Annotated in this window: 18 protein-coding genes and 1 pseudogene; 18 read left to right on the top strand and 1 reads right to left on the bottom strand. The window is 65.1% G+C overall.

What is annotated here, in order from left to right; translation table 11 throughout:
• Positions 1 to 61: 61 nt before the first annotated feature.
• The 7 genes from cyoA to ACZ5MJ_RS26480 all read left to right on the top strand — a co-directional run bounded on the left by cyoA (position 62) and on the right by ACZ5MJ_RS26480 (position 9,628).
• Entirely contained in the window at positions 62 to 1,066 is a 1,005-nt protein-coding gene (gene cyoA / locus ACZ5MJ_RS26450) for a ubiquinol oxidase subunit II (RefSeq protein WP_464223876.1), read from the top strand.
• A 59-nt stretch (positions 1,067 to 1,125) separates the two neighbouring features.
• Positions 1,126 to 3,129: a cytochrome o ubiquinol oxidase subunit I gene (gene cyoB, locus ACZ5MJ_RS26455; RefSeq protein WP_464223877.1), complete on the top strand. Its 2,004-nt coding sequence runs from the start codon at positions 1,126 to 1,128 to the stop codon at positions 3,127 to 3,129.
• Entirely contained in the window at positions 3,122 to 3,799 is a 678-nt protein-coding gene (gene cyoC / locus ACZ5MJ_RS26460) for a cytochrome o ubiquinol oxidase subunit III (protein WP_464223878.1), read from the top strand. The genes cyoB and cyoC overlap by 8 nt, the downstream gene beginning before the upstream one ends.
• Complete coding sequence (cyoD, locus tag ACZ5MJ_RS26465; protein ID WP_464223879.1) at positions 3,796 to 4,185, top strand: cytochrome o ubiquinol oxidase subunit IV; 390 nt, start codon at positions 3,796 to 3,798, stop codon at positions 4,183 to 4,185. The genes cyoC and cyoD overlap by 4 nt, the downstream gene beginning before the upstream one ends.
• Positions 4,182 to 5,030 (top strand): SURF1 family protein, encoded by an 849-nt coding sequence (locus ACZ5MJ_RS26470; protein ID WP_464223880.1) that lies wholly within the window; start codon positions 4,182 to 4,184, stop codon positions 5,028 to 5,030. The genes cyoD and ACZ5MJ_RS26470 overlap by 4 nt, the downstream gene beginning before the upstream one ends.
• 68 nt (positions 5,031 to 5,098) lie before the next feature.
• A complete protein-coding gene (locus ACZ5MJ_RS26475; RefSeq protein WP_464223881.1) occupies positions 5,099 to 6,136 on the top strand; it encodes an aldo/keto reductase in 1,038 nt (345 codons plus the stop codon).
• A gap of 228 nt (positions 6,137 to 6,364) precedes the next feature.
• The gene (locus ACZ5MJ_RS26480) at positions 6,365 to 9,628 is read left to right on the top strand and encodes a transglycosylase domain-containing protein (RefSeq protein ID WP_464223882.1); all 3,264 of its coding nucleotides are present in this window, start codon (positions 6,365 to 6,367) and stop codon (positions 9,626 to 9,628) included.
• Positions 9,629 to 9,724: 96 nt separating this feature from the next.
• Here ACZ5MJ_RS26480 and ACZ5MJ_RS26485 read toward each other — a convergent pair whose 3' ends face one another.
• Complete coding sequence (locus ACZ5MJ_RS26485) at positions 9,725 to 11,281, bottom strand: methyl-accepting chemotaxis protein (RefSeq protein ID WP_464223883.1); 1,557 nt, start codon at positions 11,279 to 11,281, stop codon at positions 9,725 to 9,727.
• A gap of 321 nt (positions 11,282 to 11,602) precedes the next feature.
• Here ACZ5MJ_RS26485 and chrA point away from each other — a divergent pair, with 321 nt between their 5' ends.
• From chrA to ACZ5MJ_RS26540, 11 genes and pseudogenes are all read left to right on the top strand, one after another.
• Positions 11,603 to 12,826, top strand: a complete 1,224-nt coding sequence (gene chrA / locus ACZ5MJ_RS26490; protein WP_464223884.1) for a chromate efflux transporter — start codon at positions 11,603 to 11,605, stop codon at positions 12,824 to 12,826.
• A gap of 362 nt (positions 12,827 to 13,188) precedes the next feature.
• Positions 13,189 to 13,845 (top strand): PepSY-associated TM helix domain-containing protein, encoded by a 657-nt coding sequence (locus ACZ5MJ_RS26495; protein ID WP_464223885.1) that lies wholly within the window; start codon positions 13,189 to 13,191, stop codon positions 13,843 to 13,845.
• Between the two features lie 56 nt (positions 13,846 to 13,901).
• A pseudogene (locus ACZ5MJ_RS26500) lies at positions 13,902 to 14,409 on the top strand (DUF2271 domain-containing protein).
• Between the two features lie 18 nt (positions 14,410 to 14,427).
• Positions 14,428 to 15,267: a DUF4198 domain-containing protein gene (locus ACZ5MJ_RS26505; RefSeq protein ID WP_464223886.1), complete on the top strand. Its 840-nt coding sequence runs from the start codon at positions 14,428 to 14,430 to the stop codon at positions 15,265 to 15,267.
• A gap of 14 nt (positions 15,268 to 15,281) precedes the next feature.
• Positions 15,282 to 16,289, top strand: a complete 1,008-nt coding sequence (locus ACZ5MJ_RS26510; protein WP_464223887.1) for an FAD:protein FMN transferase — start codon at positions 15,282 to 15,284, stop codon at positions 16,287 to 16,289.
• A gap of 11 nt (positions 16,290 to 16,300) precedes the next feature.
• Positions 16,301 to 17,884 carry a sulfite reductase subunit alpha gene (locus tag ACZ5MJ_RS26515; protein ID WP_464226617.1) on the top strand — a complete coding sequence of 528 codons (1,584 nt, stop codon included), beginning with the start codon at positions 16,301 to 16,303 and terminating at the stop codon, positions 17,882 to 17,884.
• Between the two features lie 130 nt (positions 17,885 to 18,014).
• Complete coding sequence (locus tag ACZ5MJ_RS26520) at positions 18,015 to 20,327, top strand: type VI secretion system Vgr family protein (RefSeq protein WP_464223888.1); 2,313 nt, start codon at positions 18,015 to 18,017, stop codon at positions 20,325 to 20,327.
• A gap of 3 nt (positions 20,328 to 20,330) precedes the next feature.
• A complete protein-coding gene (locus tag ACZ5MJ_RS26525; RefSeq protein WP_464223889.1) occupies positions 20,331 to 22,739 on the top strand; it encodes a hypothetical protein in 2,409 nt (802 codons plus the stop codon).
• A gap of 4 nt (positions 22,740 to 22,743) precedes the next feature.
• Entirely contained in the window at positions 22,744 to 23,214 is a 471-nt protein-coding gene (locus ACZ5MJ_RS26530) for an XAC2610-related protein (RefSeq protein WP_464223890.1), read from the top strand.
• 34 nt (positions 23,215 to 23,248) lie between these two features.
• Complete coding sequence (locus ACZ5MJ_RS26535; RefSeq protein ID WP_464223891.1) at positions 23,249 to 23,908, top strand: hypothetical protein; 660 nt, start codon at positions 23,249 to 23,251, stop codon at positions 23,906 to 23,908.
• Between the two features lie 9 nt (positions 23,909 to 23,917).
• Positions 23,918 to 24,178, top strand: coding sequence for a PAAR domain-containing protein (locus ACZ5MJ_RS26540; protein ID WP_464223892.1), 261 nt, complete (start codon positions 23,918 to 23,920; stop codon positions 24,176 to 24,178).
• Positions 24,179 to 24,180: the final 2 nt, after the last annotated feature.

Consider the following 24,180-nt stretch of genomic DNA (forward strand, 5'->3'; position numbering starts at 1 on the left):
CGTATGCCCCGGCGTACAAATGATGCGGACTTCCAAGGCTATGCGATCTCCCGGTCCGACAATGACATTGCGCCGCCCGATCCGCTGGTTGTTGCTGCTGCCAGTCATGCTGGCATTGAGCGGCTGCAACGCCGTGCTGCTTGCCCCAGCCGGTGACCTCGCCGTCCGGCAACGTGATCTGATCATCATATCCACCTGCCTGATGCTGCTGATCATCGTTCCGGTGATCGTGCTGACCCTGCTGTTCGCGTGGCGATACCGGGCCTCCAACCAGGACGCGCCCTACAACCCGGACTGGGACCATTCCACCGTGCTCGAGCTGCTGATCTGGTCCGCGCCGCTGCTCATCATCATTGCCCTGGGTGCCGTGACCTGGGTCAGCACGCACAAGCTGGACCCCTACCAGCCGCTGAGCCGGCTGGACGAAACCCGCTCGCTGCCGGTGGATGTTCAGCCGCTGACCGTCGAGGTCGTGGCGCTGGACTGGAAGTGGCTCTTCCTCTATCCGGAGCAAGGCATTGCCACGGTCAATGAGCTTGCCGCGCCCGTCGACCGGCCCATCCGCTTCAAGATCACGGCCTCCAGCGTGATGAATTCCTTCTTCATCCCCGCCCTTGCGGGACAGGTCTATGCCATGCCGGGCATGGAGACCCGGCTGCATGCGGTCATCAACGAGCCCGGCGTCTATGAGGGATTCTCGGCCAACTACAGCGGCGCAGGCTTTTCGCACATGCGGTTCCGGTTCCACGGCCTGAGCTATGAGGAATTCAGCCGCTGGGTGCAGAAGGTCAAGGCCGAAGGCACACCGCTGTCGCGCGCCACCTACACGCAACTGGAACAGCCCAGCGAACGCGAGCCGGTGCGGCACTATGCCAGCGTGGCCACGGATCTGTTCGATGCCATCCTGAACCGCTGCGTGCAGGCGGGGCAGGTCTGCCAGAAGGACCTGATGGCCCTCGATTCGCGCCGTGCCCGGGGCCTGACGGGGGCCGTGTGCACGGCCAGCAACACGCCTGGCGAGCCGGTCGACGTCACCGTGGCGGGCGCCGAAAGGCTGCTGCGGTAGCCGGCCGGCAGCCACCAGAGGATGACCTTGTAAAACGCCGTTGTTGTCTGGAGATCCACATGCCGGAGCGATCCGAACTCGCCACGCAGCTCTTCGGCCGCCTGACCTGGGAGGCGATTCCGCTACACGAGCCCATCCTGCTGGCTACCTTCATCGCCGTGGTGATCGGCGGTCTGGCGCTGGTCGGGGCGGTGACGTACTTCGGGGCCTGGGGTTATCTCTGGCGCGAGTGGTTCACCAGCATCGACCACAAGAAGATCGGCATCATGTACGTGATCCTGGGCATCGTGATGCTGCTGCGCGGGTTTGCCGATGCCGTCATGATGCGCATCCAGCAGGCCATTGCCTTCGGCGACAACCTGGGCTACCTGCCGCCGCACCACTATGACCAGATCTTCACGGCGCACGGCGTGATCATGATCTTCTTCGTGGCCATGCCGCTGGTCACCGGCCTGATGAACTTCGTGGTGCCGCTGCAGATCGGCGCGCGCGACGTCGCGTTTCCGTTCCTGAACAACTTCAGCTTCTGGATGACCACGGGCGGGGCCATTCTGGTGATGATGTCGCTCTTCGTGGGCGAGTTCGCGCGCACCGGGTGGCTGGCGTATCCGCCCTTGTCCGGCATCCTGCAGAGTCCGGATGTGGGGGTGGACTACTACCTGTGGTCGTTGCAGGTGGCGGGCATCGGAACCGTGTTGTCCGGGATCAACCTGCTGGTGACCATTGTCAAGATGCGCGCGCCCGGCATGAACCTGATGCGCATGCCGATCTTCACCTGGACCGCGCTGTGCACCAACGTGCTGATCATTGCCGCCTTTCCGGTGCTGACGGCTGCGCTGGCGATGCTGGCGGTCGACCGCTACCTGGGGATGAACTTCTTCACCAGCGACCTGGGCGGCAGCGCCATGATGTATGTGAACCTGATCTGGATCTGGGGCCACCCCGAGGTGTATATCCTGGTCCTGCCGGTGTTCGGCGTGTTCTCCGAGGTGGTGGCCACCTTCTGCAGCAAGCGACTGTTCGGCTATGCCTCGATGGTGTACGCCACGGTGGTGATCACGGTGCTGTCGTACCTGGTCTGGCTGCACCACTTCTTCACCATGGGCTCGGGGGCCAGCGTCAATTCGTTCTTCGGCATCACCACCATGATCATTTCGATCCCGACCGGGGCGAAGCTGTTCAACTGGCTCTTCACCATGTACCACGGGCGCATCCGCTTCGAGGTGCCGATGCTGTGGACGGTGGGCTTCATGGTCACCTTCGTGATCGGCGGGATGACCGGCGTACTGCTGGCGGTACCGCCGGCGGATTTCTCGCTGCACGGCAGCCTGTTCCTGGTGGCGCATTTTCATAATGTGATCATCGGCGGCGTGCTGTTCGGCCTGATGGCCGGCATCTCCTACTGGTTCCCCAAGGCCTTCGGCTACAGGCTGGATCCGTTCTGGGGCAAGTGCTCGTTCTGGTTCTGGCTGGTCGGCTTCTACCTGGCGTTCATGCCGCTCTATGTGCTCGGGCTGTTGGGCGTGACCCGGCGCATGAGCCATTTCGAGGACCACTCGCTGCAGATCTGGTTCCAGCTGGCGGGCCTGGGCGCGCTGCTGATCGCGCTGGGCATCGGGTGCTTCCTGATCCAGCTGGTGGTGAGCTTCATGCGCCGCGAATCCCTGCGCGATGTCACCGGCGACCCCTGGAACGGCCGCACGCTGGAATGGTCGACGTCGTCGCCGCCGCCGTCCTATAACTTTGCCTTTACGCCGGTGGTGCACGACAGCGACGCCTGGTGGCAGATGAAGATGCATCACTACCAGCGCCCCGCGCAGGGCTTTATCCCGATCCATATGCCGAAGAACACCGGCGCGGGCATCATCCTGGCCGGCCTCAGCACGCTGTGCGGGTTCGCGCTGATCTGGCATATCTGGTGGCTGGTGGTGCTGGCCTTCGCGGCGACGATCCTCACCGCTATCGGCCATACCTTCAACTACAAGCGCGATTTCTATATCCCGGCCGATACGGTCAACCATACGGAGGCAGAGCGCACCGCGCTGCTGGCGAGCCATGGCTGATACCGTCGCGCCCTTCCCCGCCGGCGGCGGCGCGCGCGCGCAGGACGCCCTGCCGCCGCGCGAACAGCTGCAGCCCGCTGAGATGCACTTCTACATGGCCGAGGAATACCACGTGCCCAACGGCACGCTGCTCGGCTTCTGGCTGTATCTGATGAGCGACTGCCTCATCTTTGCCTGCCTGTTTGCCGCCTACGGCGTGCTGGGCCGCAACTACGCGGGCGGCCCTTCCGGCGCCGAACTGTTCGAGCTGCCGCTGGTGGCGCTGAACACCTCGTTCCTGCTGCTGTCGTCGATCACCTATGGCTTTGCCATGCTGGAGGTGCAGCGCGGCCGGATCGGGGCGACGCAGGGCTGGCTGGCGGTCACCGGGGTGCTGGGGGCAGCGTTTCTCAGCGTGGAGATCTACGAGTTCGTGCACCTGGTGGGCGAGGGCGCCGGGCCGCAGCGCAGCGGCTTCCTGACGTCGTTCTTCGCGCTGGTCAGCACCCACGGCCTGCATGTGACCTTTGGCATCGTATGGCTCATCACGCTGATGACACAGGTGCGCCGCCACGGCCTGATCCCGGAAAACAAGCGCCGTCTGATGTGCCTGTCCATGTTCTGGCACTTCCTGGACGTGGTCTGGATCGGCGTCTTTACTTTCGTCTACCTGATGGGAGTGCTGCCATGAGCGCGCATGACGACACGCTGGATGCCCACGGGCACGGCCATGGCCACGGCGAGAGCGAGATCCATATCTCGCTGAGCGGTTACGTGACCGGCTTTGTGCTGTCGGTGATCCTGACCGCGATCCCGTTCTGGCTGGTGATGGGCAAGGTGTTCGACAAGTCCAGTACTACCGCGATGGTGCTGCTGGCGTTCGGCGCCGTGCAGATCGTGGTGCACATGATCTACTTCCTGCACCTGAACGCCAAGTCCGAAGGCGGCTGGAACATGCTGGCGCTGATGTTCACGCTGGTGCTGGTGGTGATTGCGCTGACCGGCACGCTCTGGGTGATGTTCCACCTGAATTCCAATATGATGCCGGGCATGCAGACCACGAAGAACTTGCCTTGACCGGTTCCAATCAAGACCGCCCCGCGCCGGTCAAAACCCCGCGCCCCGAACCCTCCCGCCCCGAATCCGCCCGACCGCTATCGCCAGCATGGCTGGCGATACTGGCGATCTTTGCCGCGGCGGCCATTGCCGGCCTGGTTGCCCTGGGCAACTGGCAGATCGAGCGGCGCGCCTGGAAGCTCGGCCTGATTGCCCAGGTGGCAGAACGCATCCATGCGCCGCCGGTGGCGGCGCCCGCGCCCGCCGCATGGCCGGCGCTGAGCAAGGCCACCGGCGAGTACCGCCGGATCCGCGCCAGCGGTACCTTCCTCGACGACAAGCAGACCCTGGTCCAGGCTGTGACCGAGCTGGGCGGCGGCTACTGGGTGGTGACGCCGCTGCGCATGGCCGACGGCAGTACCGTGCTGGTCAACCGCGGCTTCGTGGCCGAGCCGTTCCGCGGGCGGGTGGCGCCTGCGGGGGGCGCCGCCGGCGAGGTGGTCGGCCTGCTGCGCATGAGCGAACCGGGCACCGGCTTCCTGCGCCACAATGACGCAGCCCATGACCAGTGGTTCTCGCGCGATGTGCCGGCGATTGCCGCGCGCCGCGGCCTGGACCACGTCGCGCCGTATTTTATCGATGCCGAGGCGGTGCCGCCCCCGGCCGGTGCCGACCCGAAGGCCTGGCCGGTGGGCGGGCTGACCGTGACGGTCTTTACCAATAACCACCTCAGCTACGCGCTGACCTGGTACGGCCTGGCCCTGATGGTGGCGGCCGCCGCGGCGTACCTGGGGCGCGAGGAGTACCGCAAGCGCGCTCACGCCCGTCAGCGCCCGGGTTCTTCCTCGCACAACCCGCACGGCTGACGCCACGCCGGCAGCAAGCCGGGCCAAGTCCCGGCAGAATGTGGGTTACGCCACCCAGGGGAACCACCATGTCAGCACTCTCCATGCCCTACCGCCGCCTCGGCGCCAGCAACCTGCGCGTCTCGGCGCTGTGCCTGGGCACCATGATGTTCGCCGACCAGACCGATGAGGCCGAGGCGGCCCGCATCGTTGCCAGCGCGCGCGACCACGGCGTGAACTTCATCGACACCGCCGACGTGTACACCAAGGGCGAGTCCGAGCGGATGGTCGGGCGCCTGCTGACCGCCGGGCGCCACGAGTGGGTGCTGGCCACCAAGCTGGGCAACGCCATGCAGCCCGCGCCCAACCACGGGCACTACTCGCGGGTGTGGATCACGCGCGCCGTCGAGGACAGCCTGCACCGGCTGGCGACCGACTACATCGACATCCTCTACCTGCACCGCGACTATCCGGGCGAGAACCTGGAAGAGCCGGTGCGGGCGATGGGCGACCTGGTGCGCAGCGGCAAGATCCGCTACTGGGCGGTGTCGAACTTCCGCGGCTGGCGCATCGCCGAAATCGCACGGCTGTGCGGCGAGCTTGGGGTGCCCCGCCCGGTGGCGTGCCAGCCGTACTACAACCTGCTGAACCGGATGCCGGAAGTGGAGATCCTGCCCGCGTGCGAGCACTATGGGCTGGGCGTGGTGCCCTACAGCCCGGTGGCGCGCGGGGTGCTCACCGGCAAGTATGCGCCGGGGCAGGCGCCGGGCGAGGGTACGCGCGCGGGCCGTGCCGACCGGCGCATCATGGAAACCGAGTTCCGCGAGGAATCGCTGGTCATCGCCCAGCAGCTCAAGGCCCATGCCGATGCGCGCGGGCTGACGCCGGGCCAGTTCGCCACCGCCTGGGTGCTGGCCAATCCGATCATCTCCTCGGTCATCGCGGGGCCGCGCACGCTGGCGCAGTTCGAGGATTACTTCGGCGCGCTCGGCGTCGCGATCACGCCCGAGGAAGAGTCGATGATCGATGCGCTGGTGTCGCCGGGCCATGCGTCGACCCACGGCTATAACGATCCCGGCTACCCGTTTGGGGGAAGGCCGGTGGCGCGCGCGCCGGCCGGCCGTTGATCCGCCATCACCTTTCGGGCGTGAGCGATGTGGCGCCGGCGTGGCCTGAAATGACGCCCGTTTGCAACGACACATAGCCGGCACGCGTGCTTGATGCACGCCGGCGCGACTCCTACTAATATCAATACAGGCGGCGCGCGCACTGCGCGCGCCGCGAGAACATTGCGCTTCGAGCCGGTGCACGAAGGCCTTTGTGCGCTGCGTCGGCCCAACAAGGGAAGCCCAAACGTGTCGCGTCGTGGCTGGATCTTCGCTGGCTTGGCGGTCGCCCTTGGTGGGGGCGCCTATGTCGTGTATAGCTTGGTTGCAGGCGAAGTGCGCAACTCGCACTTGCAGGCACGGCTGATCGGCAGCCTGGGGCAGCGGCTGACGTTCGAGATCCAGCCGGGGGCCAGCGACAGCATCCGTTTCCCGCATTCCGGACCCTACGACGCCCGCATGGGCTACGGCCAGCTGCCGCGCTTCGCGCAGCGGCTGGAGCAGCGCGGCTACGTGCCCGCCGAGCAGGCGCGCATGTCGCCCGACATGGTGCGGATGATCGACGAAGGCCTGTTCACGCCCTATCGCGAAAAGAACCAGGCAGGCCTGCTGCTGCGCGACTGCAATGGCCTGACGCTGGCGTTCGAGCGCTATCCGCAGCGCCAGTACCCCGACTTCGGCGCGGTGCCGCCGCTGCTGGTGAGCGCCTTGCTGTATGTCGAGAACCAGGGCCTGCTGAACCCCGAATACCCCAATATGAACCCGGCGCTGGACTGGCGCCGGCTGTCGCGCGCGGTGCTGGACCAGGTGATCCGGCTGGCCGACAAGTCGCATGACGCGCCCGGCGGCAGCACGCTGGCCACGCAGATCGAGAAATACCGGCACTCGCCCGAAGGGCGCACGGCGTCGATCCCGGAAAAATTCCGGCAGATGGCATCGGCGTCGCTGCGCGCCTACCTGGACGGGCCCGACACCCAGCGCGCGCGCGAGCGCATCGTGGTGGACTACCTGAACACCGTGCCACTGTCGGCGCGCGAGGGCTTTGGCGAGATCAACGGCATCGGCGACGCGCTGTGGGTCTGGTACGGCGAGGATTTCGGCGAGGTCAACCGGCTGCTGAAGGAAATGGACCCGCGCGCCCCGGAACCGCGCCAGGCGCAAGCCTTCAAGCGCGCGCTGTCGCTGGTCATCTCGCAGCGCCGCCCGTCCTACCACCTGCGCCGCGACGACACCAACCTGGATGCGCTGACCGGCAGCTACCTGCGCCTGCTGGCGGCCAACGGCATCATTACGCCCGAGCTGCGCGACGCCGCGCTGGCGCAGCCGCTGGACAAGGCCGCGCCGCCGCAGCACCCGCCGCAGGAGCCGTTTGTCACGCGCAAGGCCGTCAACCGTGTGCGCACCGATATCAGCCGGCTGACCGGGGTGCAGAGCCGCTACGACATGGACCGGCTCGACCTGACCGTGGACAGCACCATCAACCGCGAAGCGCAGCGCCTCATCACCGAGACGCTGCAGCGCGTGAACAACAAGGACGACGCGCGCGCCATGGGCCTGTACGGCCACAACCTGCTGCGCGACAACGACGACCCGTCCAAGCTGATGACCAGCTTCACGCTGTACGAGCGCGTGGGCAACGCCAGCGTGGTGCGCGTGCAGGCCGACAATATCGACCAGCCCTTCGATATCAACAGCGGCGCGCGCCTGAACCTGGGCTCCACGGCCAAGCTGCGCACGCTGGTGTCCTACCTGGAGATCATCAGCGAACTGCACGCGCGCTACGCCGGCATGAGCCGCGCCGAGCTGGCTCAGGTGCACCTGGCGCGCCAGGATGCGCTCAGCCGCTGGGCGGTGGACTACCTGATGAAGACGCGCGGGCCGGAAGAGCGCGAACTGATGCCGATGCTCGAGGCCGCCATGGAGCGCAAGTACTCCGGCAGTGCCGGCGAAGGCTTCTACACCGGCGGCGGCCTGCAGAGCTTCAGCAATTTCGAGCGCTGGGAGGGTGAACGCATCATGACCGTGCGCATGGGCTTCCAGCACTCGGTCAACCTGGTGTTCATCCGCATGATGCGCGACATCGTGCGCTACGAGATGTTCCATGCCAAGCCTGACATGGGCGACCTGTTCGAGGACCGCAACGCGCCCGGCCGGCGCGAGTACCTGGAGCGTTTCGCCGACCAGGAAGGCAGCGCCTACATGACCGGCTTCTACCAGCGCTACCGGGGCAAGGATTCGGCGCAGCGCCTGGACACGCTGCTCGGCCGGGTGCGCATGACCCTGCCGCACCTGAACGCGGTGCGCATGTCGGTGACGCTGCTGAGCGCGCGGCCGGACCTGGATGAGGAAAGCTATGTCCGCATCATGCGCGCGCGCCTGGGTGACAAGCAGCTGGCCAAGGAAGACCTGCCGGCGCTGTACCGCAAGTACGGCAAGGACAAGTTCAACCTGAACGACCGCGGCTATCTGTCGCGGGTGCATCCGCTGGAACTGTGGATGGTGGAGTACCTGGACCAGCACCCTGGCGCCACGTTGTCGGAGATCCTGCGCGCCAGCACCGCCGAGCGCCAGGAAGTGTACAAGTGGCTGTTCAAGACGCACAGCAAGGCGGGCCAGGACAACCGCATCCGCACGCTGCTGGAGCAGGACGCCTTCGCGCGCATTGCCCGGCGCTGGCAGCGGCTGGGCTATCCGTTCGACTCGCTGACGCCGTCCTATGCCAGCGCCATCGGCGCCTCGGGCGACCGCCCGGCGGCGCTGGCGGAACTGGCGGGCATCCTGCTGTCAGGCGGGATGGCCTCGCAGAACGCCGCGGTGTACAGCCTCGCCTTTGCCGATGGCACGCCCTACGCCACGCGCTACGTGCTGCAGCCGGCGCCGGGCAAGCGCCTGCTGTCGGAAGAGCTGACCATGGTGGTGCGGCGCTCGATGCTCGATGTGGTGGAAGGGGGCACCGCCAAGTCGATCCAGGGTGCCTTCACCATGCCGGGCCGCCATGGCGCCACGCTGACGGTGGCGGGCAAGACCGGCACCGGCGACCAGCGCTTCCAGGTCTACGGGCCGGGCGGGCGGCTGATTGCATCGCGCTCGGTCAACCGCTCCGCGACCTTCGTGTTTACGCTCGGTGACCACTTCTTCGGCACGGTGGTGGTCAATGCCAGGGAACCTTACGCGGCGCGCTACAGCTATACCAGCGCGCTGGCGGTCAGGGTGCTGCGCGCGATCGCGCCGCAGATTTCGGCAATGGCGCCAGGCGGCGACCGCGCGCTGCTGCGTTGCCGCGATACCTCGCCGGGGCTGCGCGCCCCGCGCACGCCGACGATGACTGAGTCCGTGCCCGGCGCGCCGCAGGCCCAGGCTCAGGCTCAGGCTCAGGCTGTGCCCAGGGTGTCGCCCGCGCCGGCCAGCCCTGCCGGCCCCGCGCGCGCGCCGGACACGCCGGCGCTGGCCGACGCGCAGGACGCCGCTGGCGTGCGCCCCGCCGGTCAGCCGTTGCGGCGAACCATGCCGTAGATCGCCAGGAGCACGATCGCGCCGACCACCGGCGCGATCCATCCCCTAGGCACTGCAGCCGCATGACGCGCCTGTGACACGCAAAGGCCCCGTCCGTCAGGCCTGCGCCAGCCGGAACTGGCCGACGGCGCGGTGCAGTGCCTCGGCCTGGTCTTCCAGCGATGCGGCGGCAGCCGCGGCCTCTTCCACCAGCGCGGCGTTCTGCTGCGCCATCTGGTCCATCTGCGACACCGCCTGGTTGACCTGCTCGATGCCGCCGGTCTGCTCCTCGGTCGCCGCGCGCATCTCGCCCATCAGGTCGGTCACGCGCCTGACCGCGTCCACGATCTCGCCCATCGCCTTGCCGGCGCTCTCGACCAGCACCGCGCCGTCCTCCACGCGTTGCGCCGAGTTGCCGATCAGGGCCTTGATCTCCCTGGCCGCGGTGGCGCTGCGCTGCGCCAGCGTGCGCACCTCGCCGGCCACCACCGCGAAGCCGCGGCCCTGGTCGCCGGCACGCGCCGCTTCCACCGCCGCGTTGAGCGCCAGGATGTTGGTCTGGAAGGCAATGCCCTCGATCACGCCGATGATGTCGACCACCTTGCCCGAGGCGTTCTTGATCTCGCCCATGGTGTCCACCACCTGGCTGACAATGGCGCCGCCGCGCACGGCGATGTCCGAGGCGCCTTCGGCCAGGTGGCTGGCCTGGCGCGCGTTCTCGGCGCTCTGGCGCACGGTGCTGGTGAGCTGCTCCATGCTGGCGGCGGTCTCCTCCAGCGACGCGGCCTGCTCCTCGCTGCGGCGCGACAGGTCGGCGTTGCCCGCGGCGATCTGCTTGGCCGCGCCCGCGATCGAATCGGCCGAGCCGCGGATGCTGCCGATCGCCCCGGTCAGCCGCGATTGCATGCGATGCACCGCATAGAGAACGCTGTGCTCGTCGCCGGGGCGCACCTCGACACGGCTGCCCAGGTCGCCTTCGGCAATGCGCCCGGCAATGTGCGCCGTGGTGGCGGGCTCGCCGCCCAGCTGGCGCTGCAGGCTGGCGGCCACGCGCACCATTACCAGCGACATCAGTACCCCGACCGCCAGCAGGATGCCGAACGCCTTCATCAGTTCGGTGCGGAACGCGGCCTCGATGTCGTCCAGGTACAGGCCCGCGATGAAGTTCCAGTCCCACGGGCGGAAGTTGGCCACGTAGCTCAGCTTGGGCTGCGGCGTCTCGGCGCCGGGCTTTGGCCACAGGTATTCGATAAAGCCCTTGCCGGCTCCCTTGCCGATCGCGGCGATCTCGCGGAACAGGTAGATGCCGTTGGGGTCCTTGCTGCCTTCCATGGCCTTGCCGTTCATCTCCGGCTTGAACGGGTGCATCAGCACCACGGTGTCCGAGCGCATCAGCGTGAAATAACCATCGCTGCCGTAGCGCATCGCGCGCACGCGCTCGATGGCCTGCTGCCTGGCCTCGTCCTGCGTCAGCTTGCCGGCCCTGGCCAGCGCCTCGTACTCGGCCACCACCGAGTATGCGGCGTCGGTGACATGGACCAGGTCCAGGCGCCGCTCATCCATGCGCAGCGTGCGGACCTCCCACGCGTTCCACAGCGTGATGCCGAGCAGGCAGACCCAGCTCAGCACCAGCGGTAACAGCAGTTTCTTCTTCAGGCTCAGGTTGTCCAGCATTGCTTGCACTCCTCCATATTCCGCGCTCTGCGCATTTCTCATCGGTGACACTTGCCGCTGCGCCTTGTGGTGGCGCATGCGTGAGGGTCTGCGACATAACGGCGCGGGCGGTGGGTAACTTGATTGGGGTAATTCCGGCCACGGGTGCGGGAGGGTGGATCGGTTTCATCGCGTCGCCGTGGCTGTGCTTCAAGCATCTCTTTCTGGCCTGATCCGGCCGGTTCGGGCGGTGCCGTCGCCCCCGGATGCCGCCACGCGCGCATAAATCCGGCAGAATCGGCGCCTGCCCGATGACGCAATCCAACCGCTTCCGCACCCGATATGGCCACCTTGCCCAGCCAGTCCGAAAACAGCCGCAGCCACGACGGGCCGTTTGCCGTCTTCCTGGTTTTCCTGCGGCTGGGGCTGACGTCCTTTGGCGGGCCGGTTGCCCACCTGGCGTATTTCCGCGAGGAACTGGTGCGCCGCCGCCGCTGGATGGGCGAGGCCGCCTATGCCGACGTGGTGGCGCTGTGCCAGTGCCTGCCCGGCCCGGCCAGCAGCCAGACCGGCATTGCGCTGGGGCTGGCGCGCGCCGGCTATGCCGGCGCGCTGGCGGCCTGGGTTGGCTTCACGCTGCCATCGGCGCTGGTTATGATCCTGTTTGCGCTCGGCGTGACGCACTACGGCATGGCTGCGGCGCCGGGCGTGCTGCACGGACTGAAGCTGGTGGCCGTGGCGGTGGTGGCGCAGGCGGTCTGGGGCATGGCGCGCAGCCTGTGCCTTGGCCCTGCGCGCATCGCCATCACGCTGATCGCCGCCGGCACTGCGCTGGCGCTGCCGGGTCCGTGGATACAGGTGGCCGTGATGGCCGCCGCCGCGGTCGCCGGCATCGCACTGGTGCGGCCGGCCCTGGCCGGCGCCCATGAACCGCTGGGCCTGCCGGTCACCCACCGCGCCGGCGTGCTGGCCCTGGTGCTGTTTGCCGCGCTGCTGGCCGGCCTGCCGTTGCTGGCGCAACTGGCAGCCGATCCTGCCCTGCGCGCGTTTGATGCCTTCTACCGTGCCGGGGCGCTGGTCTTCGGCGGCGGGCACGTGGTGCTGCCGTTGCTGGATGCCGCCGTGGTGGCGCCCGGCTGGGTCGGCAAGGAAACCTTCCTGGCCGGCTACGGCGCGGCCCAGGCCATGCCCGGACCGTTGTTCACTTTCGCGGCGTTCCTGGGAGCATCCATGCAGATGCCGCCCAACGGGCCGGGCGGCGGGCTGCTGTGCACGCTGGCGATCTTCCTGCCCGGCGCGCTGCTGGTGGTCGGTACGCTGCCGTTCTGGGAAAGCCTGCGCCGCAACCGGCGCGCGCAGGCGGCGCTGGCGGGCGTCAACGCCGGCGTGGTCGGGCTGCTGCTGGCGGCGCTGTGGAGTCCCGTGTGGACCAGTGCGGTGCACGGCCCGCTGGATATCGTGCTGGCGGCCCTGGCGCTGGTGGCGCTGATGGTGTGGAAGCTGCCGCCGTGGCTGGTGGTAGTGGCCAGCGGCGTGGCGGGGTGGGTGGCTGGCCTGCTTGCCTGAACGAACCGGCGTCAACCGCTGATGCCGATTAGCGCTCACACGTAAGCGCAAAAACCCGTTTATCGCTCACTCATGAGCGATAGAAAAATTGTGCTGCCTTGCACACAGGCCTGGGCGCAGGCCGCCGGACTTGGCGTTAGTCTCAACGCCCGCTGCCGCCTTCAGACTTGTAATGCACTGTAACCCGCGCCGGAAGCGGGGCATTTGCACATTCAAATGCGAACGATTATCCTTCGCTTTTGCAATTGCTATTGTGCAGGCAATGGCACAACCTCGGTCCGTTGAAGTGTCCGAGACCGCGCTTCTGCAACCAGGACTCCAGGGGCAGCCCTCCGCTCGGGGCGGCTCACCAACCAACCGCAATGACCGAAACCCAGCCGGCCTCCGGCCAGCAGCGCCGTGCCTTCTGGCTCAAGCATCTCCATCAGTGGCACTGGATCAGCGCCGCGATCTGCCTGATCGGGATGCTGCTGTTCGCCGTCACCGGCTTCACGCTCAACCACGCCGCGCAGATCGAGGCCAGGCTCGCTGTCGAGACGCGCCGCGCCACCATGCCCACGCGTGTGCTCGACCAGGTGCGGGCCGAGGCGCCGGCCGGCGATGCCCGGGCGCGCGAGAAGAAGGCGCCGGTGCCGGCGGCGCTGGCCGACTGGCTGGCGCAGGCGCTGGACATCGACGCCCGCGGGCGCGAGGCCGAATGGTCCGCCGACGAGATCTACGTGGCGCTGCCGCGCCCGGGCGGCGACGCCTGGATCAGCATCGGGCTCGACAGCGGCGAAGCCCAGTACGAGAAGACCACGCGCGGCGCCATCTCTTACCTGAACGACCTGCACAAGGGTCGCAATACGGGCCACGCGTGGAGCCTGTTCCTGGATGTGTTCGCGCTGGCATGCCTGATCTTCAGCGTGACCGGCCTGTTCCTGCTCAAGCTGCATGCGGCCGGGCGCGTGGCGACGTGGCCGCTGGTGGGGCTTGGGCTGGTGGTGCCGGTGCTACTGGCGATCCTGTTTATCCACTGAGCCAACCGTTCCGACCGTTTTTCTCCCCTGCATCTCACTGACAAGGTTTTCCCGATATGCGCCGACTGCTCTCCGTCACCCTGACCGGCATGGCCGCGGTTCCCCTGGCCGGGCCCGCGCTGGGCGCGGACCTGAACGTCAAGGTCGAAATCCCGCGCCTGACCGTGGCCGAGTACCACCGCCCCTATGTGGCGATGTGGGTCGAGCGCGCCGACCAGAGCCCGGTGCAGACCCTGGCCGTCTGGTACGACGGCAAGCACAAGGACGGCGAGGGCACCAGGTGGCTCAAGGACATGCGCCAGTGGTGGCCTGCACATGCCGGCCGACGGCATCTCCGGCGCCACGCGCGCGCCGGGCGAGCACAGCGTGAGCTTCAGCGACGGCAAGGCGCCGCTGGGCAAGCTGCCCGCGGGCAACTACCAGCTGGTGGTGGAGGCCGCGCGTGAAGTGGGCGGGCGCGAGCTGCTGCGTGTGCCGTTCACGTGGCCGCCGCAAGCCGCACAGACCGCCCGCGCCAGGGGCGAACACGAACTCGGCGGCGTGACCGTCGAACTGAAGCCGTAACCTTTCCGGAGCCAGACGATGAAACCCTCCCTGATGTCCGCCGCCTCTTCCCGCATGGCCACCCGCGTCGCCGTGCTCGCCCTGGCCGCCCTGGCGCCGCTGGCCGCGCATGCACACCGCCAGTGGCTGCTGCCGTCGGCCACCGTGCTGTCCGGCAGCGATCCCTGGGTGACCGTGGACGCCGCTGTCTCCAACGACCTGTTCTACTTCGAGCATGTGCCGATGCGGCTCGACAACCTGCAGGTGACCGCGCCCGACGGCAGCGCCGTCAAGGCCGAGAACGCGGCCACCGGCAAGTACCGCAGCACCTTCGACCTGCACCTGACCCAGCCGGGCACGTACCGCGTGGCGGTGGTCAACAATGGTCTTTTCGCCAGCTACAAGGTCGACGGCCAGACCAGGCGCTGGCGCGGCACTGCCGAGAACTTCGCCAGCGAAGTCCCGGCCAATGCGCAGGACCTGCAGGTCACGCAGGCCGAAGGCCGCATCGAATCCTTCGTCACCGCCGGCAAGCCCAGCGACAAGGGCCTGCGCACCGCCGGCCGCGGCCTGGAGCTGGCCCCGATCACGCACCCCAACGACCTGGTCGCGGGCGACACCGCCAGCTTCCGCCTGCTGCTCGACGGCAAGCCCGCCGGCAACCTGAAGGTCTCGGTGGTGCCGGGCGGCATCCGCTACCGCGACCAGCTACAGGAGTTCAGCGCCACCACCGACGCCGACGGCAAGTTCAGCGTCAAGTGGCCGGCCCCAGGCATGTACTGGATGGAAGCCGAGGTGAAGGACGACAAAACCACCTTCAGGCAGGCCAGGTCGCGCCGCGCCGTCTATGCGGTGACGGTGGAAGTGCTGCCGCAATAAGCCGGTTGCCGGGTTTGAACCGCGTCCTGGTACCCGTTGCGCTGACCGCACCCCCGCAGCCGCCGGCCGCCGATATGTGGCTGCAGCGCTGGGGTGGCGCGACCATGGGCACGACCTGGTCGGTGGCGGCGCTGCTGCCGCCGGCCGCGGATGCCGACACCATCGCCGCCGGCATCCTGGCCGTGCTCGATGGCGTGGTCGCGCAGATGAGCACCTGGGAAGCGGATTCGGACCTCAGCCGCTTCAACCGCGCGGCGCCGGGCAGCTGGCACACGCTGCCTGAAGACTGCTTCGCGGTGCTGCAATGCGCGCTGCAAGTGGCGCGCGACAGCGGCGGCGCCTACGACCCGAGCGCCGGTGCGCTGGTCGACCTGTGGGGCTTCGGTCCCGCCCCGGCGCGCAGCGCGCCGCCGTCGCCCGACGTGGTACAGGCCACGCGCGGCCGCTGCGGCTGGGCCCGCATCGAAGTCGATGCCGCGGGCCGGCGCGCCTGGCAGTCGGGCGGCTTGTCGCTGGACTTATGCGCCATCGCCAAAGGCTTTGCCGTCGACGCGGTGGCGCGCTACCTGTGCCAACAGGGCCTGGACCACCACCTGACCGAGATCGGCGGCGAACTGCGTGGCCATGGCGTCAAGCCCGACGGCATGCCATGGTGGGTCGCGCTGGAAGCGCCCCCGGGGCTGGACAGCGATGCCGCGGGGCAGACGCTGGTGGCGCTGCACGGCCTGTCCGTCGCCACCTCCGGCGACTACCGCCGCTATTTCGACAGTGACGGCCGCCGCTACGCCCACACCATCGATCCGCGCACGGGTTATCCGGCCAGCCACGCGCTGGCCTCGGTCACGGTCATCCATGCGCAGTGCATGCTGGCCGATGCGCTCTCTACCGCGCTGACCGTGCTGGGCCCCGAAGCCGGCATGACGCACGCACGCCGCCACGGCATCGCCGCGCGCTTCCTGGTGCGCACGCCGGGCGGTTTCGACGAACAGCTTTCCCCGGCCTTTGCCGCGATGCTGGCATGAGCGCGAAGTCCATGCCGTCCGCCATCACCGGCGCAAGCTGGCTCGCCGTGGCCGGCGGCGTTGCGCTGTTCGTGCTGGGGCCTTCGCGCCTGGCCATGGCGGCCGGCGTGGTGGCCGCCTATGCGGGCTTCTGCGGCGCGATGGTTGCCCACTACCGCCAGCGGCGCGCAAGCGTGGCGGCACTGGCTGGCACGGAGGACGGCGCGACGCTGATTGCCTATGCCAGCCAGACCGGGTTTGCCGAACAACTGGCGCTGCAGACCGCCAACGCGTTGCAGGGTGCGGGCATGCCGGTGCAGCTGCTGTCGCTGGCCGATGTCGACGCACGGCGCCTGCGGGCATGTCGCCAGGCACTGTTCGTGGTCAGCACCACCGGCGAGGGCGACGCCCCCGACAGCGCGTCCGGCTTTGCGCGCCGCCTGCTGGCGGGCGCCGATGGCCTGCAGCAGTTGCGCTACGGCATCCTCGCGCTTGGCGACAGCAGCTACGCGCGCTTCTGCGCTTTCGGCCATACCCTTGAAAGCTGGCTGCAGCGCCACCGCGCCCTGCCGCTCTTTGACCTGATCGAAGTCGACAATGGCGACGCCGGCGCGCTGCGTCACTGGCAGAACCATCTGTCGGCGCTGAGCGGCGGTGCCGAGATCGCCGACTGGGAACGCCCGCGCTACGGCAACTGGCGGCTGGCGCAACGCCGCCACCTGAATCCCGGCAGCCAGGGCGCGCCGGCATTCCACCTGATGATAGTGCCGCAGGACGGCGAGGCAATGGACTGGCAGGCCGGCGACATCGCCGAGATCGGCCCGTGCCACGCGCCGGCTGAAGTCGGCCGGCTGCTTGCGCGCCTTGGCCTGGATGGCGCCACGCCCGTGCGCTGCGATGGCTACGACACCACCCTTGCCGAGGCGATGGCCACGCGCCTGCCGCTGCCCGAACCGCACTTTGCCGCGATGCAAGGCCTGCCGCCGCAGCAACTGGTCGATGCGCTGTCGCCGCTGCCGCACCGCGAGTATTCGATCGCCTCGCTGCCGCAGGATGGGCAGCTTGAACTGCTGGTGCGGCAGACCCGCCACGATGACGGTCGCCTCGGCCTGGCTTCCGGCTGGCTGACCGAACACGCGGCCATGGGCGCGCGCATCGCGCTGCGCATCCGCACCAACCGCAGCTTCCACCCGCCGGCCGATGACAAGCCCCTGATCCTGGTCGGCAACGGCACCGGGCTGGCCGGGCTGCGCGCGCAGCTCAAGGCCCGCGCCGCGGCAGGGCGGCGCCGCAACTGGCTGCTGTTCGGCGAGCGCTCGGCGCAGCATGACGCCTTCTTTGCCGACGAACTTGCCGACTGGCGGGCCGACGGCACCCTGACGCGGGTGGACCACGCCTGGTCGCGCGACGGCGGCGCGCCGCGCTACGTCCAGGACGCCCTGCGCGCGCAGGGCGAGACGGTGCGCCAGTGGGCGGCGGACGGCGCGGCCATCTACGTCTGCGGCAGCCTGCAGGGCATGGCCGGCGGCGTCCATGACGTCCTCGTTGAAATCCTCGGCGAAGACGCGCTGCGTCGGCTTGCCGACCAGGGCCGTTACCGGCGCGACGTCTACTGAGGGGACCCACAGCCGCCCGCGGCATGCGGAGACCGGCCGTTGCATTTCCTCGCCCCAATTTAAGCATTGTCCGATTGAGTCTTCGCCAAGGCCACTTCTATGATCGGTCGTTGGCTATAACGGCGAAGACATGGACGCTCTCGACGAATTCAACGGATACGGCGCCAGGCTGCCTGGGCGCCAGGCATATCATCTGATCGTCCCTGGTGCGGCCAGCGCGCCGGGGCTGTCGGTCGTGTCATTCAATGCGGTCGAGCGGCTGGGTGAACCCTATCGGGTCACAATTCAGCTTACCCACCCGCTAGCGCTGGAACGTGCCGAGTACCTCAACCGGAACGGCACCTTCGTAATCGATGGGGGCGACGGCAGCGCACCGCGCCAATTCGCTGGCTGGATTTCAGAGTTTTCGCGTATCCGGCGCAGCCGTGATTTCATCGCCTACGAAATCGTCCTCAGGCCGCTCGTGGCGCGGCTCGAACTCACCCAGACAAGCCGGGTCTACCAGCAGAAGACCGCTCCGCAGATCATCGAGGCGATCCTGCGCCGGCATGGTCTCGAAGGCCATCAGTTTGCCTTCAGGACGCGCCGGCGTTACCCGGAGCACAAGTTCCGCCTTCAGTATCAGACGACAGACTGGGACTATGTCCGGCTGCTGATGCGGCAGGAGGGCCTGTACTGCTATTTCATCCCCGGCAAGTTCGGCGAGATGATCGTATTCGGCGACGACATCGATCACTACATCTACCAGCCTGAACTGCGCGTGCCGTATCGAGAGACCGCCGGGCTGGAGGCCGGCGTCGAAGCCGTATTCGACATCCGCGTTCATGCGAAAACCGTGCCGCAGTCCTTCTGCGTCGCGGACTACAACCCGGATCTGGCGTGGGAGCGTCTTAAGCAGGAGGCCAACGTCGCCCGCAAGGACAGCACGACCTATGGCCAGCCCTATGTCTTCGGTACTCACCATCTGGACGAGGCCGGCGCGAAATGGGAGGCGCAGTTGCGCCATGAGGCGGCGCTGGCCAGCCAATGTCTCTTTGAGGGCGAGAGCAATGTCCTGGAGTTGCGCCCCGCGCGTATCCTGCGCATGGACGAAGCACTTCCGGACGCCCCCAACGGCCAGGTCGTCGTCGAGGTCAGCCACGGTGGCGGGCGTGATCAGGCTTACCGCAATCACTACAAGGCAATACCCTCCGACCGGCGCTACCGGCTGCCGCTGGAGGAGGACAAATGGCCCCGCATCCAAGGCACCCTGAGTGCGCGCATCACTTCGCCCGGCCAATACAAGTATGCCTATCTGACGCAGGAGGGCCGTTACGTCGTCCGCTTCGACCTGGACTTCGATGAATGGCCGAACGGCGGCGAGAGCGTGCCGCTGGCGCTTGCCAAGCCGTTTGCCGGGGCGCTGCAAACGGGCTTCCATTTCCCGTTGATCGATGGCACCTATGTGGACGTCGCGTTCCGCGACGGTAATCCGAACAAGCCGTACATCGCCCATGTGCAGCACAACAGCCAGCATAGGGACCTGATCACCAATCAGGACCGCTGGCTGTCGCGCAACGTGATTCGCACGCAGAGCGACAACGAGTTTGAGCTGGATGACTGGAAGGGCCAGGAGCACGTCAGTCTGTCCACCGAACATTCGGGCAAGAGCCAGCTGACCTTGGGCCATATGGTCAACGGCAAGTATGAGAAGCGCGGCGAAGGCTTCGAACTGCGCACCGATGCGCAGGGTGCCATACGGGCAGGCCGAGGCTTGCTGCTTACCTCATGGACGCAACAGCGAGCCAACGGACAGCAACTCGACATGACTGTGGCCATGCAAGAGTTGCGCGCGGTCCTCTCCCAGGCGCAGGCGCTGGCGAACGCGGCCAGCCAGTCCAAGGCAGAAATCGCTGACCTGAAGGCCGAGAACGCATGGCTGCGCAGCAGCGTGAATGAGCTGAAGCAGGCCGTCATGATGCTCACCGCACCTCATGGCATTGCTCTTGCCACCCCGGACCGCGTATCGGTCGTTGCGGGACGGGACGTCAATATCGCCACGAAGGCCGGCTTCCACGTCAGCGCGCTCGCCAAGATCGCCATCGCCGCCGGTGACGCGCTGTCGCTATTTGCTTCGAGGCTGGGCATCAAACTGTTCGCGGCGAAAGGCAAGGTGGAAATCCAGGCGCAGAACGGGGCGCTCGATCTATTTGCCGACAAGCAGGTGCATATCGCAAGCGCGAGCGAAGACGTGGTCATCAACGCCGCCAGGAAGGTCGTGATAGGCAGCAGCGGGGCTCATCTGGTATTCGACAAGCACAGTGCCACATTCCATTGCGCCGGAGCCTTCAAGGTGAAAGCCGCGTCATTCACATTCGAAGGCCCGGACGGGCAAAGCTTCGCATTGCCGAACCTGCCGGACAGCCACCTTCAGGGCAGCGACCAGTATCCGTCTTCCCACTGAATCATGATCATCAGCCCTCCCTTCCTGCCGGCCGATGGCCTTACATCGGAGGACCCCGTCAGCTCCGATCCGATGATGGATTTCGTTGACCAGTACGAACTGGGCCATCACGGCGTCTACCCGATTGCGTTTGACCGGCGCTGGCATTGTGGCGTGCATCTCGCACCGCCATTTCAAGACGAGCCCGTGCGCGCGATTGCTGACGGGGAGGTCGTTGCCTATCGGGTCAGCCAGAGGCCCATTGGTGACGGGAAAAAGAATAGCGACGGCAGCGACAGACTGAACTCGAACACCGGCTTTGTTCTGCTCAGGCACACCACCGACACTGGAGAAGGCCGGGCCATCACCTTCTATTCGCTGTACATGCAGCTAAGGGATCTTGACGGCATTCGAGATGCACTCGGGCCATTGCCGAGCAATCCACCCGAGACAGGAACGTCCACCGCCCTGCCGCAATGGTTGTCCTGTTCGAACGACGGCGTGCAAGTGCCCAAGAACCTTAAGGTCCATCGAAAGGAAATATTGGGCTACGCAGGTGTGCGCCACGCTCATCGGCACCTGCATTTCGAGATCTTCATGACCGAGGGTGATTTCACTGCATGGTTCGAGCAGTCGGGCCATGTCGTGCAACTCGGAAACGAGAATCCCACTACGCCAGCGTCAAAGGATTACTGGGGTCATAGTTACTTTGTGATCCCGGGTGGCCAGACATTGGTCAGCACACCACCCGTCGCGATCGGCGCAGCAGCAGCCTATTTCCCATCTCTACAGTCGGGCACGCTGGATGCCGGCAGCAAGCTCTACGTTGAAGCCTATTTCCACAAGGGGCAACGTTACACGCGCTCCTGGGTTGAAAAGGACGGAATCTTCACGCCCTTGACTCCCACGCCGGTACGGGATGTCTACGCCGACTACGAGTACAAGATGTACGAGCGTGCCACCGTGCTCTATCCGCAATGCCCAAGCGATGGCTACGAGCTGCTCCGCTTCGGCCGGATCCTGAGCGACCACCCAACACTGCCGGCAGCGGCCCAAAAGACCTGGGTGGCGGTGACCTTCGAAGATGGCAAGCAGGGCTATATCGACATCAGCCAGCCGGCAATCCAGAAACTGTCCGACGCAGACTTCCCGTTCTTTCTGGGCTGGCAGAAGATCGAAGAAGGCAATACGCCGTTCAGTGAGGATGGCATCTGTGACTACGACGAGTTGCGCAAGATCGTTGCTGTGGTCGAGGACGATGAAACCCCTGCCGAAAGAATGCGCCCCGCACATGAGCAGGAAGCCAGACTGGCGTCATACATAGCGAACCACGCAGAGGTGCGGGAGAGGTTCCGGGGATTCGTGTGCCATGCGCCAAGCGAGTGGGATGCGAGCGGCAACGAGGCGCGCTACAAGAGGCTGAAGGATCCGGATGGCTTCTTCGGGAAGCGCAAGGAATTTGATCCTAATGGGTATGAGGATTTCATCAAGTTCCTGGAGCAGTTTCAGTTTCTGGAGAAGACTTCGCTAGGAGGTGGGAAGAAGTTTTGGTTCTTTCATCCGCTTGCATTTATTCGACATTTCAGAAAGTGCGGGTGGCTGAATCTACGGGAACTTGGATCTACCTTCCCTAAGCACATGTTCTATACGTCCGCGGGACCTTGTCGGACGGCAATTACCACTTCAGGGCCGATATATACCATTTCACGTAATGAGGCGCAGAATCGGATAAAGCGACACTTAGTAAGTCTAAATAACTGTATGCGTAAATATATGGGGTATGAAAAAAAGCGCATCGCAATATTTATTGCCCAAACGCTGCTGGAAACGGCCCATTGGCGGGATCTTGGAGGGGCAAGAAGGTTGATGCATGAATGGGGGTTTGGTCAGTATTCAAGCGCTAATCCTGCTACTGAATGCTACGCCGCATTTTACGGCAGGGGGATTATGCAAATAACGTGGGCAGGAAATTATCGAGACTACGGCGAGTTCGCCGCAATCCCAAATCACACGGGAACGTACACTGAGCGGCTGACGCCGGCTGCGCCACGGATTACGAATGTTTCGCGACACTATACGAGAAACCCAAACGAGAATGGAGTCTTGATGCAATGGGCGCCGAGATACGATCCCGATATCATTGCTGAAAACTATTTCTATGCTTGCGATTCTGGTGGCTTTTATTGGGTTTCGAAAAAATTTTCATTGGGTATCAATATTAATAGGGTGGCGGACGCGGAGTATAGTGCTAAGGATATTGGCCTAGTTAATCGTTTGGTGAATGGTGGTGGGAACGGGTATTACGAGAGGCAGGCATATACGGCGTTTCTGCTTGCATTTTTCTTGGATGATGTCAGTGGAAGATTTCATCAAAGAATAACGCCACCACCACCAAAGGACATGGTGGCGCCAAACATGGAGGCCGCGACTTAGATTTATGCGCAAATTAATTCTTCTTGCTGTGCTGATACATCTCTCTGGTCTCGTACACGATGCGCACGCGGAGGGCAATAAGGAATTCAATCCGACTTGTGGTGTGAGTGCATCAATTGATATCCGTGGCAACGCGATAGCGATAGGAATTGTGAGCAAGAATCGCAGCAGTCAGCAGACTATTGAACTTGATGTCGACACTGGAACTTCCTCTCATGTTGACATAGCAGATTACAATTTTGACGGAAAATCAGATTTCTCGGTGTGGCATCTAGATGAGGGGAAAGGTACTTACACTATCCACCGTATATTTCTGTACTCGCAGAGAGAGATGACATTCCTTGAGTATTCACCGGCATGCGGTGAAGAGTTTTTTAATCTAAGAATTGACAAAAAACGGAGGCGTTTGATTAGCACATACTTCGAGCGTAATGAAGCGAGGGTCTGTGTTTCTCGTCCACCTAAAGTGGAGTAGTGATGAGGGATGCGGTGATTGAAAGGAGCGCTCCTTGTTCGCAGCGAAGATGATGCTTTCATATTTCTGGAGAATATTTTTTATTCTCCTTGTTATACCACTTTGCCGGGGAGCGGAAAGTGTTTCGGCGAAGAATCTCTACGAGATACACGATGATTTTATCATCATGAAAGATGGAAAGAATTCTCACGAATGCAAGCTTGACGAGCGTCCTCTTTATGCCGTTGAGAGCTATGACACGTCGGCGGTAATAGTATCGGAGCGAGGCTATGTTCAGAGGCGCCAATTATATAGCTGTGCAGACTCGGTGGTGCATGTTGGATTAATCCCCGCTGGAGTCGGCTTTTTGTCCGATGTAAATATTGAAAGTGGAATATATGTTTCGTTGGATTTAATTGCGTCACCTCCGCTTCGATACTTGGCGACTGTCGCACGGCTTAGTGAAAGTAAGAATCTCATTTCATTAAATGGTTCCTACAAAGGAAGGGTCGAGCCATCGAGATTAAGGAAGTACGGTTTTTCTAGTATTGGCGAGGCGGGTGCTTCCATCATTTCTGTGGATGGAAAATATGTTGCACCAAATGGGGTGGTTGATTGCAGTGATGCGGCCTATCCGGGTGTTTGGGATATACAGCGAAATAGAAGGGTGAAAGCCGATGCAAAATCTTGCGCGGATCTTTTCTTGAAAAAGTGAGAAGCCGGGATGCGCTCTCCGATCAGATTAGGTGACTTCCTCGAAAACGGCGGCCAAGTCACCACCGCATCCCCGACCATGACATTCATGAACCGGCCACTTGCGCGCAAGGGTGATGCCGCGCATTGCGCCCGCCACGGTGCGACGACGATTGCCGAGGGCCATGACGGCTTTCCCGACCAGGACGGTCGACCGGTTGCCATGCACCTCCACCGCTGCGCGTGTGGCTGCCGCCTGATTTCGTCGCTCCCCAATGTCCATATCGCCTGAAT

It is taken from the genome of Cupriavidus sp. LA-1 (assembly GCF_055385985.1).

Excerpts from the sequence above, each read along its gene's own strand:
- ACZ5MJ_RS26505 (WP_464223886.1), top strand. The coding sequence starts at position 14,428 with ATGAAACCCTCCCTGATGTCCGCCGCCTCTTCCCGCATGGCCACCCGC.
- ACZ5MJ_RS26530 (WP_464223890.1), top strand. The coding sequence starts at position 22,744 with ATGCGCAAATTAATTCTTCTTGCTGTGCTGATACATCTCTCTGGTCTC.
- ACZ5MJ_RS26485 (WP_464223883.1), bottom strand. The coding sequence starts at position 11,281 with ATGCTGGACAACCTGAGCCTGAAGAAGAAACTGCTGTTACCGCTGGTG.
- ACZ5MJ_RS26520 (WP_464223888.1), top strand. The coding sequence starts at position 18,015 with ATGGACGCTCTCGACGAATTCAACGGATACGGCGCCAGGCTGCCTGGG.
- cyoC (WP_464223878.1), top strand. The coding sequence starts at position 3,122 with ATGGCTGATACCGTCGCGCCCTTCCCCGCCGGCGGCGGCGCGCGCGCG.
- cyoD (WP_464223879.1), top strand. The coding sequence starts at position 3,796 with ATGAGCGCGCATGACGACACGCTGGATGCCCACGGGCACGGCCATGGC.
- ACZ5MJ_RS26515 (WP_464226617.1), top strand. The coding sequence starts at position 16,301 with ATGCCGTCCGCCATCACCGGCGCAAGCTGGCTCGCCGTGGCCGGCGGC.
- ACZ5MJ_RS26495 (WP_464223885.1), top strand. The coding sequence starts at position 13,189 with ATGACCGAAACCCAGCCGGCCTCCGGCCAGCAGCGCCGTGCCTTCTGG.
- ACZ5MJ_RS26475 (WP_464223881.1), top strand. The coding sequence starts at position 5,099 with ATGTCAGCACTCTCCATGCCCTACCGCCGCCTCGGCGCCAGCAACCTG.
- chrA (WP_464223884.1), top strand. The coding sequence starts at position 11,603 with ATGGCCACCTTGCCCAGCCAGTCCGAAAACAGCCGCAGCCACGACGGG.
- cyoA (WP_464223876.1), top strand. The coding sequence starts at position 62 with ATGACATTGCGCCGCCCGATCCGCTGGTTGTTGCTGCTGCCAGTCATG.
- ACZ5MJ_RS26525 (WP_464223889.1), top strand. The coding sequence starts at position 20,331 with ATGATCATCAGCCCTCCCTTCCTGCCGGCCGATGGCCTTACATCGGAG.
- cyoB (WP_464223877.1), top strand. The coding sequence starts at position 1,126 with ATGCCGGAGCGATCCGAACTCGCCACGCAGCTCTTCGGCCGCCTGACC.
- ACZ5MJ_RS26540 (WP_464223892.1), top strand. The coding sequence starts at position 23,918 with ATGCGCTCTCCGATCAGATTAGGTGACTTCCTCGAAAACGGCGGCCAA.